Genomic DNA, 14507 nt, shown 5'->3' on the forward strand with positions numbered 1-14507 from the left:
GCAGCGATCGAAGGCCGAATCCACTTCCGTGGCTTTATCGGGAGATTGCTGCAGCCGTTCGTCGGAATTTGAGCCAATTCGAGAAGCTGGCGCTGAAATCTACCGGTCCCGAAATATCCTGAGGATCTGCGGCGTTGAAGGCGACAGCTAACAGCCAGTGCCTGGCGTTTAGTAGGTGGTAAAACTGATCTGTGGTTGAATCTGGAGAAACCGGGAGCGCCTCGCACGCCGGAAAACTCTAACTCGCGATTGTTCAAGACACTTGGAGCAGATTGTATAGAGGGCGGTGCGCTTTGATCCTCCGCGGCCAGGTGGGGTTGAGTGAATTGCGGTACCGTGGTCCTCGATCGAAGCCGACCACCAAGGACTTGGCTTCATTGTTTCGCAGCAAAGCGCTGAGCATCATCCACTGGCGGCGGCTGTCTTGGTATAAAATTGCCCTAGCGATCAGGTAAAGTGAACCTATCGGTTTTCGGATATTTTCCGATATTCCGTCGGCGCGAAGCCAACTGCATCCTTAAATTGATTGGAGAAGTGGAATGCCGAGTGAAAGCCAAGCAGGCCGGCAATTTCCTTCACCGACTTGTCCGTGTTTGCGAGAAAGTCACGTGCGCGCTGAAGGCGAACCGTCATCTGATACTTTTTCGCTGACATTCCGGTCTGTTCACGAAAAAGCCTGCGAAAATATGGATAGCTTACCCCCATCTCCGCGGCGAGATCCTCCACCGATTGTGAGATCCCACAGCGTTCCATCAGGATCATGCGTGCCCGATCGACAAGGCGCGCGCTGGCACTCGACGCCAAATTGCTTGGGCGGCATAGCAGCGCAAGGAGCTGCAGGCCGAGGGTCGATATGACAAGCTGATGGAGAATGGGATCCTGCCGCGCAAGATCATGGATCGATGCGAATACTTGATTGATTTCATCATTCGCGGCAGCCAGTGGGTGTTCGATTTGCAGGAGGCCTGCGTCAACGGCGAAATCGAAGGCGGTACCCCGACATTCTATCCAATGTTCTGTCCAGCCCGTTCCACGATCAGGCGCGAACCTGTGCCATACACCCGGAAACAGCAGAAAAATTGAACCGCCATTGACGCGGACCTGGCGGCGTTGGCTTCCGAATTCAAGCTTCCCGCTGCCGGCACTGATCAGCACGACTTGGTAGGCCTGCAGAATGCGTCCACGAGACCAGCTGAAATGATGGTCGTCAGGATGGCGGCTGAGAGGGTAGCTGGAATGTGGCGCAATTTCCGTATAGCCGGAGGAAACAGCGGTGCAGCCCCACGCTGCCGCTATTCTGTTGTCAGGCATATACACGAAGTAGTTCCCCGCCATTTGACGTCGCCATTCTAGGATCATTTTTTGTATGTAAATGATCACTTTTATGGATTTTCGCGGCGTGTCAACAAGATTGGCCGATGGTACCGTCACGATGTTGGGACAAGTCATTCGAATTTGCCGAAACGCTGATCGCATCAGCTATCGTCGCTGCCGGGGAGGGTGGCGGCCGGGAGGAGAACAAATATGAAAACTCATGCCAGACTGCTGGCCGCAGCCGCTTGCCTTGCCGCATCTGCTGCCTATGCCGATGACTTCCACGGGTTCGATCCCGCCAAGTTCGACGGCAATATGCTTTCGGTCGAGGCGTTGAAAGCCATGGTCGCCGACGCATCGAAAGTGACACCTCCGAAAAACGGCAAAAAGTACAGCATAGGCTTTGCCAATCTTCAGCGTGACATCGCTTTCGGCGTACTCGTCGAGAAAGGCATTCAGGCAAACGCCGATGCGGCCGGCTTGGAACTCGTCATTGCCGACAACCGCCTCGATGGGCCGACAGCGCTTGCCAACGCCAAGTCTTTTGCCGAACGCAAGGTTGACTATGTCATCGAGTTTCAGACCGACGCAAACTTCGGTCAGACCGTGATGGATGTGTTCAAGCAGGACGGCACCAAGGTCACGGCAATCGATATCCCAATGCCCGGTGCGAGCTTTTTCGGCGTGAACAATCCGAAATCGGGCTTCATGGGCGGGTCCTATCTCGCAACGGCTGCGGCAAAACAGTTTGGCGCGGACGCGGTCAAAAGCGGCTATCTCGTCATCGGCGCACTGCCCCAGTCGGGCGTCATTCCGCGTATGCGCACGGAAGGGCAGCGCGCCGGCTTCCTGGCCCTGACCAAGGATTTCCCGGTCGACCACATCATCGAGATCGATACCAAAAACACGCTGCAGGAATCCTACACCCAGATGAACAACGTGCTGGGTCGCATTCCGCCGGGCGCGCCGATCTTGATCATCGCGATCAACGATCAGGCGACCATGGGCATGTTGCAGGCCGTTCGCGCTGCCGGACGCGTTGACCAGGCCATTGCTGTCGGCAATGGGGCGGATGAAGCCGAGGCGCTTGCCACGGACCCGAAACTCGTAGCGGCGACTGGTTCGTTCCCAGGCAGCTACGGGAACTATCTCATCCCGATCGCGCTGTCAGCACTCGCCGGCAAAGCCGTGCCGGAGGCAACCTTCGTCACCCATCAGGTGGTAACCAAGGCAAACATCTGCAAATTCTACAAGGAGTTCGCCTGCGCCGGCAATGCCGATGGTTATGTGTTTCCAGAGGCAGAGTTCGCAAGCTATCTCTCCGGTCTGAAAAAGCAGGATTGGTTGAAGGGCTACGAGGCAATTCTCCCCCAGCAATGATCTGGGGTCAGGGGAGATTTTGATGCAAACGGAATCGAGCACAGGGAGCCGTGTATCGCGGCTCCAGATCACCAATGTTACGAAGTCCTTCTCCGGTGTGCAGGTATTGAAAAATGTTACCTGTGCGGCCAATGCCGGCGAAGTCGTAGCACTGCTCGGCGCAAACGGTGCGGGCAAATCGACGCTGATGAAGATCCTGTCCGGTGTCTATTCCTGCGATGCCGGACAAATCCGGATCGATGGCGCCGTAGTTAACATTACGTCGGCACGTGCGGCCATAGCATCGGGTATCCGTTTGATGCCGCAGGAATTGTCAGTGCATCCGGACCTGTCGGTGGCGGAGAACATTGCGCTCGGCTCGATGCCCAAGCGCAAGATCGCCGGCATAAGTTTCGTCGACCGTGCCGCCATGCAGAGGCAAGCGACGACGCTGCTCAGGCGACTGAAGCTCGGTCATATCTCTGCGAACCGGAGAATGGGATCGCTGTCGCTTCCCGAGCAGCGGATCGTCGAGATCGCCCGGGCATTGGCGGGCCAGGCACGCATTCTGATCATGGATGAACCGACTGCTGCACTCGGAGAAGCCGATGCCGAAACCCTGTTCGGGGTGATCGATGCACTTCGCGCCGATGGTGTCACCATCATCTATATCTCTCATTACCTTGACGAGGTATTTCGCCTCTCTAATCGGATCGTCGTGTTGCGGGATGGTGAGGTGCGCGGACAGTTCAAGACGAGTGCCACCAGTCACGACGAGGTGCTGCGGGCGATGCTCGGAGGCGACCTCGGCGATCTTTTTCCGGCAAAGTCTCAATCTCTTCCGGACGAGGCGGTCCTGACGGTCGAAGGCCTGTCCCTGCCAGGCTGGCTCACCGATGTGTCGTTTTCAGTGCACCGCGGCGAGGTTTTGGGTGCGTTCGGTCTGATCGGCTCCGGGATTGAGAAGGTCGGCAGAGCAATATATGGGGCAGAGCCCAAGGCAAAGGTTCGTTCGCTGCGGATGGGGGCTGTCGAAACGGTGCTGTCAACCCCGCGGGCAAGCATTCAAAGCGGTATCGGCTTCGTTGCGGCCGAGCGTAAGCAGCAAGGCCTGATCGCCAACCTGACCGTCCGCACCAACACGACCCTCCCATACCTCACGCGCTTCACGCGCTTCGGGCTGGTCGATCACAATCGGGAACGAGCAATGTCGCGGCACTGGATCAGGACCCTGCGCGTCAAGACGACGGGTCCGGAGCAGGAAATACGACTGTTGTCGGGCGGCAACCAGCAGAAAGTGTGCCTAGCACGGTGGCTACTCGGCGACCCGAAGCTCCTCATTCTCGAAGAACCGACGCGAGGCGTCGACCTCGGCGCTCGACGCGAGATTTATGAGGAGATTCGCCGCCTTGCGGCGAACGGATTGGGCATACTCCTCGTCTCATCGGACGCCGAGGAAGTCGCCGGTCTTGCCGATCGAACGATGGTCTTCGAGGAGGGCAAAGCCGTGGCCGTACTCGGAGCCAATGCATCGGCCGCCGAGTTGATGCAGGCGGCAGAGTCACACTCCGTTTCTGCTGCGAATGAATTGGAGAAAGCATGAACAAGTCAAACTCAATCGTGGCCGGCGAACCCAAGGCGATCAGCCAGCGACCGTCGATAACGGAGATTCTTGCCAGGCCGGCCGCCGGCATCGTGGTTCTGCTTGGCTTCTATGTCGTCCTTCTCGCTGCATTCACGATGTTGTCGCCGTTCTTTTTATCAGTGAGCAATCTTGCCAATATCGGTACGAACATGGCCTTCACCGGCCTCATGGCCGCAGCGGGAACTCCGTTGATTATAGGCGGCGGACTCGACCTGTCGGTGGCGGCCGTTGCCGGTCTGGCCGGTGTCATCGTTGCGTTGATGCACTCCAACGGTATCAATATCTGGGTTGGATGCCTGACGGCTTTGGTTATCGGCGCCGGGGTCGGAATTTTGAATGGTGTAATCGTCACCAGGCTGCGCCTCAATCCTCTGATCGTGACACTCGGAACGATGAGCATATTCTCGGGCCTGTCGATGGTTATGACAGGCGGCCTCAGCAAGCCGCTCTTCGTGCCGTCCTTCAACTGGCTTGGTTCAGGCCGCATCTTCTCCGTGCCGTTTCCCGTCATCGTCATGCTCGTGGTCTTTGCCGTCCTTTGGCTTGTGCTTGCCAGAACGCCATTCGGACGGTTTGTGTATGCAACCGGAGGCAACCCGGAGGCCAGCAGTCTTCTCGGTGTCCCGGTCGAGCGCACACAGTTGATACTCTACGTGATCTCAGGCATTTCAGGCGCTGCGGCTGGCATCATCCTTGCTGCAATGCTCGGCGCCGCAGCGCCAAACGCTGCCAGTCAGCATCTGCTGACGATCATCGCTGCTATCATTCTGGGAGGCACTAGCCTGTTTGGCGGGCGGGGAAGCGTCTGGGGTACGCTGATCGCGGTGCTAATCCTCGGGACCCTGAACAACGGCCTGACCCTCATGAACGTGTCCAGTTTCTGGCAGGATGTCACGCGCGGTGTCGTGTTGCTTCTGGCTGTGGGCCTCGACCAGTTGCGTGTCCGCCTGCAGGGCTGATCCGCCATAATTCCAGGAGACGATGGAATGTCTGAACGCCCTTTAAAGGCCGGCCTGTTCGGTATCGGCCTGGAGGCCTATTGGCCGCAGTTTGACGGTCTCGAAGCAAGGCTGCGCGGATATGTGGATGTCGTGGCGTCCAAGCTGGAGCGGCCCGGTGTCGAAGTCGTCAATCTTGGCCTCGTGGATACGCCGGAGAAGGCCGTTGATGCCGGACACCTGTTTCGACAGGCCGATGTCGATATCATTCTTCTCTACATCACGACCTATGCTCTATCATCGACCGTCTTGCCAGTTGTTCGTCGTGCAAAGGTGCCGGTCATCATTCTGAATTTACAGCCGACGGCATCCATCGACTATGCATCCTTCAATGCACTCGGCAACAGGACGGCCATGACCGGCGAATGGCTGGCGCATTGCGCTGCCTGCCCGGTGCCCGAGATTGCCAATGTGTTCACCCGGGCGGGCATTCGGTTTCACCAGGTGACGGGTGTTCTCAAGGATGACCCATTTGTCGACAACGAAATTGAAGAGTGGATCGAGGCCGCACGGGTAGCCCACGTGATGGCGCATAACCGGTTGGGCGTCATGGGGCGCTACTACAACGGCATGCTCGATATCTATTCCGATCTCACAGCCCAAAGCGCGGCGTTCGGCACTCACATTGAAGTACTGGAGATTGACGAACTGGCGCGCCTGAGACGTGAAGTAAACGATGCGGAAGTCGCAGCCTGTCTCGACCGCATCCGATCGGATTTCGACGTGCAGCCTGATTGCAGTCCCGAAGAGCTTGCGCGTGCCGCAAAGACGGCTGTCGCGCTACGGAAGCTGGTCGACGCCAAACGTCTTGGCTCGCTCGCCTATTATTACGAATCCATGCCCGGGCATGAATATGAGGACATCATCACTTCTGTGATTGTTGGCTGTTCGATGCTTACCGCCGAAGGCATACCCGTCGCGGGCGAATATGAGATTAAGAACGCGCAGGCAATGAAGATCATGGACAGCTTCGGGGCGGGAGGTTCCTTCACCGAATATTACGCCATGGATTTCGATGCAGATGTGGTCCTGATGGGCCATGACGGCCCTGGCCACACCAAAATTGCAGAGGGTCGGACCAAGATCCGCCCTCTTGAGGTATACCACGGCAAGGTCGGCTCAGGTGTCAGCGTCGAAATGTCGGTCAAGAATGGCCCTGTGACGCTGCTGTCCGTGGTCGAATGCGCGGGAAACGTAAAGCTTTTATGCGCCGAAGGACAATCAGTGCCCGGCCCGATCCTTGAGATCGGGAACACCAACAGCCGTTATCAGTTTCCGATTGGCGCACGCGCGTTCGTAGAGAACTGGAACGCGCAAGGGCCAGCCCATCATTGTGCAGTCGGCGTGGGACACATGGGAAGCCGCTTGGAAAAACTGGGAAAGCTGCTGGAGATCGAGGTCATCCGAATTTGTTGATTAACGGAAATTGCCACTGGCAAGAAAGTTCTGCCTCGTAGTGTGACCGACTGATTACTCTACGAGGCGAGTGTCGGAACTTTGGCGTAAAGGACTGGATGGAGTAATGTCGCGCAGGGAGAAAGTATCACGCTTCAGTACGACTGATTGTGATGTCGACGCCCTGCGGCAACACTATGCGAACACGCTCAAGCCGGTGCTTCTAAATCCGATTGGCGACAAACGCACCATATCCGCTCACGATCTTCATATCTCCATAGGAGACTTTGATATCTGGTCCGGGAATTGCCCTTCGGGCATGTCGGTGTCATTCACCGAGCCTCCTGATCTCTATGCGTTATATCTTCCACTTTCGGGAAGCATGGAATTCAGACAAGGAGCTCACACAGCGCTTTCGGTCCCGGGCGGGATCTTCGCCTGCGATCTTGGCAAGCTGAGCAAGATCTCTCTGCACGAAAATCGAAGCCATATTGGAATCGCGTTCCGTAGAAGCACGTTCGTTGGGCACCTGAGTGAAATCACCGAGACCCCGGTAGATCCGAACTTCGATCTGTTCGGTGAGACTAGCGCTGACTTCGACGATGGAAGGCTAGCGACAATGTGCAGGCTGGTCTGGGATGGTCTGGAGAAGCACCCTCAAGAAGGCCTCGCAGCGCGTTCCAACGAGTTTCTTTTGCGCGCGATCATGGTGAGATTGTTGGAAAGCGTGCCCCATAAATATCGCTTCCTTATGAACCGAAACAATTCACCAGCGATGCCGCGACACGTCAAGCTTGCCATAGAGTTTATGGTGGCACACGTATCGACGCCGGTAACAATTGACAATATTGCCGCCGCAGCGGGAGTAAGTGCCAGATCGCTTCAGCTTGCCTTTCAACAGTTTAAAGATACGACCCCCTTAGCTTATCTTCGCCGCTTGCGTCTTGTTAAGGCGAAGCAAGAGCTTGAGGCGGCAAACAATGATGCCACCGTAATAGCCGTTGTTGCTCGGCGCTGGGGATTTTCCAATGTTGCCAGGTTCTCCACGCTCTATTTACGAACATTCGGCGAAACACCCAAACAAACACGCTCTCGCTACCGATAGAGGAAGCGATTTCCAGTGGTGATCATCGGCGATTAATCGCGCACTCCTTTGTGACAGAAAATCATCGAAGATTCTGAGGCTGGAGTTTGACGAAATGAATTAGAGATAACATTAAGTTATAATATAAATATATATAAGAGAATTGATACAAAAAACGAAATAAGAAGGCGCAAAGCGACGTATTATTTTCAAGATACACTGACGAAGTGTAACTTTAATAAAAAATAATATTGGCGCTCTCCATAACTTGATCCGAAGATTAATCAGAGCCCGAGAATTGCCGAAGTTCTTTGGGTCGATAAATTCAAGGGTAAGATCATGATTTCCTTAGGATTTGGACAAAATAACTCAGCAATCGTTGCGGCCTTGGGTAAGTCGCAGGCGATAGTCGAATTCGATATGCAGGGCAAAATACTTGTGGCCAACGATATATTCTGTGCGGCGTTAGGCTATGAGTTGAGCGAAATTGTCGGGAGGCATCACAGCATGTTTGTCGATCCGCAGGAAAGAACATCCAGAGAATACCAGGATTTCTGGAATAAGCTCCGTAAGGGCGATTTCGATCAACGTCAGTACAAGCGGATCGGCAAGGGCGGGAGAGAAGTTTGGATCGAGGCCTCATACAATCCGATATTCAAAGGCTCCAAGCCGTTCAAAGTCGTGAAATTCGCCACAGACATTACCGCTTCGAAGCTTAAGAGCGCCGAGGCAGAAGGTAAAATCAACGCGATATCCCGCGTACAGGCCGTCATCGAATTTACCCCAGATGGTGAGATTCTCGATGCCAACGAAAATTTTCTAACCGTACTGGGTTATTCGCTTGCCGAGATCAAAGGCCGGCATCACTCCATGTTCTGCGATCCGGCCTATGCAAAGGGAGACGAGTATAGGCAATTCTGGAAAAAACTTCAGGCCGGGGAGTTTTTCGCCGGGGAGTTTAAGCGTCAGGGTAAAGGCGACAAGGTGATTTTCATCCAAGCATCGTACAATCCCATTTTCGATCCGAACGGCAGAGTGTTCAAGGTTGTAAAGTTTGCGACCGATATAACCGGCCGGGTCAATAACGTGCGTGAGCTCGCGGACGGGCTTCGTTCACTTTCCGAGGGGGATCTGTGTCTCGAACTCTCAAGGCCATTCATTCCGTCTCTCGATCAACTGCGGATTGATTTTAACGAAACCATTACTAAGCTTCGAACCGCAATGGCTACCATCGGTGACAATGCGCGCGCGATAGCGGCTGGATCGAACGAAATCCGATCTGCGGCAGATGACCTCTCGAAGAGAACCGGACAGCAGGCAGCCTCAGTTGAGGAAACGGCGGCGGCATTGGAGCAAATTACAACCACGGTGGCTGATTCTAGTCAACGCGCTGCCGATGCGGGCAGGCTTGTTGCCCACACTCGGGAAGACGCGGAGCGATCTGGTCATATCGTCACCGAGGCAATAGCAGCGATGAGACAAATCGAATTTTCCTCGGGGGAGATCTCCAATATAATTGGGGTGATAGAGGAGATCGCCTTTCAAACCAACCTTTTGGCTCTTAATGCTGGCGTTGAAGCCGCGCGCGCGGGCGACGCAGGCAAGGGTTTCGCAGTCGTTGCCCAGGAGGTTAGGGAGCTAGCACAACGCTCTGCCAAGGCCGCAAAGGAAATCAAAGCTTTAATCAATACATCTCGTCAACATGTGAAAAGCGGAGTGTCACTTGTCGATCAGACTGGCCACGCGTTGAAGGAAATAGTTGAGCAAGTTGCCGTCATCAATACGCACGTTTCGTCTATAGTCTTGGCTTCGCGAGAACAGGCCACCGGGCTGAATGAGATCAATATTGCCGTCAACACTATCGATAAAGGCACGCAGCAGAATGCTGCCCTGGTGGAGCAATCGACGGCGGCAAGCCATGGATTGGCCCGGGAAGCGGATGCAATGTTTGAGCTGCTCACGCAATTCAGATTGGAACAGGACGCACCGGGACCCCGCCTGGTACCCTTGGAGATTCGGTCTTTTGGCGACCTAACTTCCTCCCGCCAGTGGCGCCTGCTCGATAAAACCGCCAATGCTGTTTAATCTTTGCCTGCTTGGGGGTGCGGATAAGAACTTGGACTGATTTAGACGTTAAGGCCGAGGCGTTTGCGATACTCGACCGGACTGAGCGATCCCATTGATATCTTGATGCGCTTTTCGTAGTACCATCCCCAAGAGATCAATTTCACCAAGACCCAGACTTTCGGCTTCCCGAGGCGTCCTGGCCAAAAACCCAGCCTTTGAAATCACCATGGCCCGATCGAAATTGTAGGATCGGTTTTTCAAGGCGAAGGCCTGCTGGACACTTTTGATATCCGCAGGCTTTCTCCCGGCCCTTACCTCTACGGCGACTGTCTGATTTTTCTGACGAATTTTTATATCCAAACATTGGTCAGTAGAATGACTGCTCACGCTTTCATATAAAAGCCGTCTACCCGTTCCGATGCGGTCATTCCAGTGAGGTCAGGCTGATGTATGCCATTGAAAAAATGGAGGTGGAGGCTATTTTGCAATACCAGGGAAGCAGGTTCATATCCCTTCGGATCAAGCCTAGAAGGGCCGGTACCAAGACCCGAACCTGCAGCCACACAGGAAGGGTTAGGCGACCAACATTGGATCTTGCAGGCTCTGGGCGCCTGCAAATTCGGCGCTCTCGAGTGTCGCGTCCATCAGTTCCTTCACGTAGGCGAGAGCACTTTTCGAGTCGTCTTCGCTGAGATGAACGTCGTTGCATTTGGCACGCATCGCTTTGCGGATCGACGAGAGCGCATGTTGGGCGGCACTCTTATCACCCTCCTTTAGCAACAGTCGGAGAGATGTCGCGGCAAGGACCTCAAGAACCGTTATTCGGCCTTCTATAGCTCCGAGGGATGGAATGGCATGGGAGGCTCCCCCGTTTTCACTGTCGCGCTTCGCGTTGTACATTCCGCATTCCTTTTCAAAGCCTTTGGTACCGTCTGCCCAGTCCGAAGCTTCGAAGCGAAACGACGGCCGCAGCAAATTTCGGGTGTCTATCGAAAGGATCGTGAAAACAACTCCAGCTCAGTGGATAAGTTCCATAATAAAGGCGAGATGTCGGATTCGGACCGCTAAGACCCGGTCCAACAACCTCTCGCGTCAATCTAAACGTGTCTGCGGCGACGGCAATTGACGTCACCGTGACACCTTTCCGAGTGGACCCACAAGTTCCGCCGCCTCACGCAAGCGACAGTAACACCCTGCAATATTATCTCGTCTCAACGAGAGCCGCACTGCCACGTGAATTAGACGTCAGACCGGGGTATGATCCGACTCTGGATACCCTTGCGTAAGCTGACAGAGGAGATCAGTTATGCGAAAGCATCTTGGCCATCGCATCTGCGATGGCATGATCGGTGTAAGGCTTCAGCGCTTATTGCTTTCAAAGCGCTATTTTGCCTCGTGTCGGATCCGTGGTGCGTTCAGCTGAGCAGTATGTCTGCCGCTCGTGCTAGTTCTGTCCCGTCGTCTGTCCGCGGGAAAAAGTTTCCGTACACATCCATTGTCATCGCGATCGAAGCGTGACCAAGCCTTTCCTGGACCATCTTCGCGGGCAATCCGAGACCGCCATCCTCTTTTCGATTGATCAGCCAACTCGCATAGAAATGGCGCAGGCTATGCAGTCCCGTATAATTGGCCAGCTCACTCATCGAAGACAAATACTTCGCCTTCTGCGAGAGCCGCGAGGAAAGCCTCTCTAGCCTTTTCGGCCTCAAGCTTGCCATCGTGGGATTGCTGGAGTGCTTTTTGGGCAGCCTTATACGCTTGGCCATCCTCAAGGGTCGGCCATTCGCTGAGCATGTACTCAGCAGCTCGTTCGCTGTTCGAGATTACCAATCGGTCGCCGGTTTTGCGGGTCTCGACGATTACGGGCTTGCTCCACCATTGGGCCATTGGACGTCTCCTTTGAATTTGAAGAGTCAACTTGCCGGAGCCTTGAAGGTTCCGGTGGGTGGTGGAATCGAACCAGATGCCACGTCACGACAGCAAGGGAACGCCTGCTTCCATTGCAGCGTCTATGAAAGCAACACGAGCTTCCTCGGGCGAGCGCTCACCGAGCTGCACTTCCATGCAGATCAGCAGCGCGGACATGAAGCAATTGCCCTCGTCGGCCGGCCAATCGTCAAGCAGCGTCTTCCAGGCGTCGTCGGCGCTTCCTACGGTTTTGATTTCGCCAGTAGAGCTGCGAACAACGCGGACAGGAGAGAAGCGCGGCATGATGTTCATGGTCGAGGACTCCAATACGGCAGACCCTTTCTTGGCCCTTTATCGACGCGAACGCATTTAACTTTATTAATCCGGCTGTTGAGTTTCAGCCAGATTTGCAACAATTTTTCATTTTTCGCTGCACCATAAAATTGCATTTATGGTATTGATCAAAAGCGCTTTTTTGCAGCGAGAGCGGATCCGTCCGAAATGAAAAAGTGGGTCAAATTCGTCTAATAATCAACACACGGCCTCTGACATAGCTACGCCTTCTCTCTGGAAGGGGCGATAGCGTGCCTGACGCGGTGAATGGCCAAAGCAACGGCAATCAGAACTATCGGGATTGCGGTAAGAATAATCATCGGGGGTGCGTGAAGGCCGGCGCCTTCCGCCGCGCCTAAGGCAATCTCGATCAAACTCAAAAGGTAGTAGCTTATGGCAATGACGGAGAACCCTTCCACGGCACGTTGGATCTGGATCTGGGTCGCAGCGCGCTCGGCCATAACACCTAGCTGACGCGCATTCTGGAACTCGATCTCGACCTGGATCTTCGTCTGAAGCAGATCAAGCAGATGTGCTGCGGCGACAGAGATCTGCTCCAGTCGCAACGCGGTGGCCGCACATGTTCGCACCGCTGGCTTGAACCTGCGAGCGACAAATATACCAAAACGCTGAAAACCCGGGACATGGCTTTCGCGTAGTTCGGTAATGCGTTCCTCGACAATCTGGGCGTATGCTGCCGTTGCTCCAAACCGATTGCGTGTCGCGACAGTTTCGGAAATGACGTGTGCGGACAGTGCGTTGATTTCATCCAGCAACTGCCTGTGTCCCTTCGGATGCATTTTCGCATTGTCCTTCGTCAGACCGAAAAGCTCACCGTCGAACCGTTTGAGTACCGGACCAAGCCTCCGAGCCTCCGATAAGCCGAGAAGCGCCATGCATCGATAAGTCTCGATTTCTAGGACCCGTCGGACCATTCGTCCCAATCTGTATGAATTCAAGCCTCTGTTGAAAAACATGATCCTCGCGCCATACTCCGGAGAAACTCGAAAGTCAGAGCAGATTTGTGCCGCGCCGTCCCCCACGTTGGAAGCCGCAGTATCTTGAAACCCGTACTGCGACAGGATGGGGCCGAGTTGCGGAGGCGCCGCATCGACTACTAGCATTCCGACCCGGCACGACACGTCGGTTTTGCAAAGGCTGGTCAACTCTTCACACCGATCGTGAGAAAGTCCAGACGCCGGCCATGTAAGCGGACGCTCCGAGATTGGTGTCACCCGAGTGACAGTTGCAAACTCGGTATGAAACTCGATTTGGAGAAATACGCCCGGATCAGTAGCGTCCGGCACGATGATAGCCTCGTGCCGGCAAAGAAGCCCGTCATTGCTGATGGGCCTAAGCGCGAGATGTTCGACGTAAGCCATTCCAGAGAAATAAATTGACGGCCTTGCGTGCAGCTCTGCATTGAAGTCTACATGCATTTCTATTGCCTCATCCGGCCAGTCAACGCAGCTGATCGCTTAACTCGCCCGGCCCATGAAAATCGAACGTTGCAGGCACGAGATTTTCAGGGCGGCCACGCCAGGATGTTGAGCATTGATAGATCAGGCCAGCTCCCGTCTCAGTATGCTCGCGGTCCATGAGATGGCGTGACGTGGTGACATAGAGCGTTGAAAAATCATCTCCACCAAAGGTCAACGCCGTCGGCCAGCTTGTTCCGATATCCATAACCGCGTCAAGAGATCCGTCCGGGCAAAAGCGCATGACTTCGCCAGAGCCGATCACCGCGGTCCACACATGGTCGTCGGCATCGACCAACAGCCCGTCGGGAAGGCCCTTTTGACGGTCATAGATTGCGAAGGGCCGCTTATTGGTAATCGCGCCAGTCGCGCAGTCGAAATCGAAGGCCAGTGTCAGTCCACGCATCGTGTCGTTGAGATACATCGTTCTTGCATCGTTCGACCAGTCGATTCCGTTCGATATCGTCAGGCCGGACAGCTTTTCAACTGCCTTGCCTGAATCGTCCAAGCAATACAGACTGCCTAGGGGTTCGGCGTAGCGGGCGGGGTCGATCGCCATCGTTCCCGCCCAAAACCGACCAGCAGGATCAACGCGGCCGTCATTGAATCGTGTCATGCGTGTAGGCTGCGGATCGACGATTGCCTTTAACTCTGCGCTCGATGGTACATACAACTCGAATCCGTTGCGCGTGGCGAGAATAATCCGGTCATCCATAGTCACAGCAAAGGATCCGATTTGATAAGGAAGCTTCACCGCGCATCGGATGTCATCTGCGCTCGTCGCGCTCCAAAGTTCTCCCGCTTCAATGTCGATCCACCAGAGCGCCCCTTTGATCCAGCGCGGCCCTTCGCCGAGTAGATGCGAACGTCCGGACAGGGGAGAGAGCGATAGAAACCCCATCAGAGTTACCTTTCAAGTTGGCCCA

13 protein-coding genes and 1 pseudogene are annotated in these 14507 nt (G+C 54.9%); 6 read left to right on the top strand and 8 right to left on the bottom strand.

The annotated features are described in order from the left end of the window. Nucleotides 1-462 precede the first annotated feature (462 nt). A complete protein-coding gene (locus tag A6U86_RS24295) occupies nt 463-1431 on the bottom strand; it encodes an AraC family transcriptional regulator (RefSeq protein ID WP_068396417.1) in 969 nt (322 codons plus the stop codon). A 93-nt stretch (nt 1432-1524) separates the two neighbouring features. Here A6U86_RS24295 and A6U86_RS24300 point away from each other — a divergent pair, with 93 nt between their 5' ends. The 6 genes from A6U86_RS24300 (at nt 1525) to A6U86_RS24325 (ending at nt 9880) form a co-directional block, all read left to right on the top strand. Then, nucleotides 1525-2694 (top strand): substrate-binding domain-containing protein, encoded by a 1170-nt coding sequence (locus A6U86_RS24300; RefSeq protein WP_068396340.1) that lies wholly within the window; start codon nt 1525-1527, stop codon nt 2692-2694. Between the two features lie 22 nt (nt 2695-2716). Beyond that, on the top strand, nt 2717-4276 hold the full coding sequence (locus A6U86_RS24305; RefSeq protein ID WP_068396341.1) for a sugar ABC transporter ATP-binding protein: 1560 nt from the start codon (nt 2717-2719) through the stop codon (nt 4274-4276). Beyond that, entirely contained in the window at nt 4273-5277 is a 1005-nt protein-coding gene (locus tag A6U86_RS24310) for an ABC transporter permease (protein WP_068396343.1), read from the top strand. The genes A6U86_RS24305 and A6U86_RS24310 overlap by 4 nt, the downstream gene beginning before the upstream one ends. Nucleotides 5278-5304: 27 nt before the next feature. Next, a complete protein-coding gene (locus A6U86_RS24315) occupies nt 5305-6732 on the top strand; it encodes an arabinose isomerase (RefSeq protein ID WP_068396346.1) in 1428 nt (475 codons plus the stop codon). A 106-nt stretch (nt 6733-6838) separates the two neighbouring features. After that, nucleotides 6839-7816 (top strand): AraC family transcriptional regulator, encoded by a 978-nt coding sequence (locus A6U86_RS24320; RefSeq protein ID WP_068396349.1) that lies wholly within the window; start codon nt 6839-6841, stop codon nt 7814-7816. Nucleotides 7817-8134: 318 nt separating this feature from the next. Beyond that, nucleotides 8135-9880: a PAS domain-containing methyl-accepting chemotaxis protein gene (locus tag A6U86_RS24325; RefSeq protein ID WP_083196982.1), complete on the top strand. Its 1746-nt coding sequence runs from the start codon at nt 8135-8137 to the stop codon at nt 9878-9880. Nucleotides 9881-10024: 144 nt separating this feature from the next. Here the strand turns inward: A6U86_RS24325 and A6U86_RS36170 are convergent. The 7 genes and pseudogenes from A6U86_RS36170 to A6U86_RS24360 form a co-directional block, all read right to left on the bottom strand. Next, a pseudogene (locus A6U86_RS36170) lies at nt 10025-10249 on the bottom strand (hypothetical protein); the annotation flags it as partial. Between the two features lie 186 nt (nt 10250-10435). Next, on the bottom strand, nt 10436-10762 hold the full coding sequence (locus A6U86_RS24335) for a hypothetical protein (protein WP_068396355.1): 327 nt from the start codon (nt 10760-10762) through the stop codon (nt 10436-10438). Nucleotides 10763-11277: 515 nt separating this feature from the next. After that, nucleotides 11278-11580 (bottom strand): tyrosine-type recombinase/integrase, encoded by a 303-nt coding sequence (locus A6U86_RS35295; protein ID WP_343287079.1) that lies wholly within the window; start codon nt 11578-11580, stop codon nt 11278-11280. Further along, on the bottom strand, nt 11498-11749 hold the full coding sequence (locus tag A6U86_RS24345; protein ID WP_068396360.1) for a DUF982 domain-containing protein: 252 nt from the start codon (nt 11747-11749) through the stop codon (nt 11498-11500). Before A6U86_RS24345 ends, A6U86_RS35295 begins: the two co-directional genes overlap by 83 nt. 84 nt (nt 11750-11833) lie before the next feature. Further along, entirely contained in the window at nt 11834-12082 is a 249-nt protein-coding gene (locus A6U86_RS24350) for a DUF982 domain-containing protein (protein WP_068396363.1), read from the bottom strand. Nucleotides 12083-12324: 242 nt separating this feature from the next. Further along, the gene (locus tag A6U86_RS24355; protein WP_068396366.1) at nt 12325-13542 is read right to left on the bottom strand and encodes a DUF3422 domain-containing protein; all 1218 of its coding nucleotides are present in this window, start codon (nt 13540-13542) and stop codon (nt 12325-12327) included. A 22-nt stretch (nt 13543-13564) separates the two neighbouring features. Then, the gene (locus tag A6U86_RS24360) at nt 13565-14482 is read right to left on the bottom strand and encodes an SMP-30/gluconolactonase/LRE family protein (protein ID WP_083196984.1); all 918 of its coding nucleotides are present in this window, start codon (nt 14480-14482) and stop codon (nt 13565-13567) included. Nucleotides 14483-14507 lie beyond the last annotated feature (25 nt).

This window comes from Rhizobium sp. AC27/96 (assembly GCF_001692325.1).
GTDB lineage: Bacteria > Pseudomonadota > Alphaproteobacteria > Rhizobiales > Rhizobiaceae > Rhizobium.

Bases quoted from the DNA above. Each gene is read 5' to 3' on its own strand.
- A6U86_RS24335 (WP_068396355.1), bottom strand. From the start codon at position 10,762: ATGTACAACGCGAAGCGCGACAGTGAAAACGGGGGAGCCTCCCATGCC.
- A6U86_RS35295 (WP_343287079.1), bottom strand. From the start codon at position 11,580: ATGGCAAGCTTGAGGCCGAAAAGGCTAGAGAGGCTTTCCTCGCGGCTC.
- A6U86_RS24360 (WP_083196984.1), bottom strand. From the start codon at position 14,482: ATGGGGTTTCTATCGCTCTCTCCCCTGTCCGGACGTTCGCATCTACTC.
- A6U86_RS24300 (WP_068396340.1), top strand. From the start codon at position 1,525: ATGAAAACTCATGCCAGACTGCTGGCCGCAGCCGCTTGCCTTGCCGCA.
- A6U86_RS24350 (WP_068396363.1), bottom strand. From the start codon at position 12,082: ATGAACATCATGCCGCGCTTCTCTCCTGTCCGCGTTGTTCGCAGCTCT.
- A6U86_RS24310 (WP_068396343.1), top strand. From the start codon at position 4,273: ATGAACAAGTCAAACTCAATCGTGGCCGGCGAACCCAAGGCGATCAGC.
- A6U86_RS24345 (WP_068396360.1), bottom strand. From the start codon at position 11,749: ATGGCCCAATGGTGGAGCAAGCCCGTAATCGTCGAGACCCGCAAAACC.
- A6U86_RS24355 (WP_068396366.1), bottom strand. From the start codon at position 13,542: ATGCATGTAGACTTCAATGCAGAGCTGCACGCAAGGCCGTCAATTTAT.
- A6U86_RS24320 (WP_068396349.1), top strand. From the start codon at position 6,839: ATGTCGCGCAGGGAGAAAGTATCACGCTTCAGTACGACTGATTGTGAT.
- A6U86_RS24315 (WP_068396346.1), top strand. From the start codon at position 5,305: ATGTCTGAACGCCCTTTAAAGGCCGGCCTGTTCGGTATCGGCCTGGAG.
- A6U86_RS24305 (WP_068396341.1), top strand. From the start codon at position 2,717: ATGCAAACGGAATCGAGCACAGGGAGCCGTGTATCGCGGCTCCAGATC.
- A6U86_RS24325 (WP_083196982.1), top strand. From the start codon at position 8,135: ATGATTTCCTTAGGATTTGGACAAAATAACTCAGCAATCGTTGCGGCC.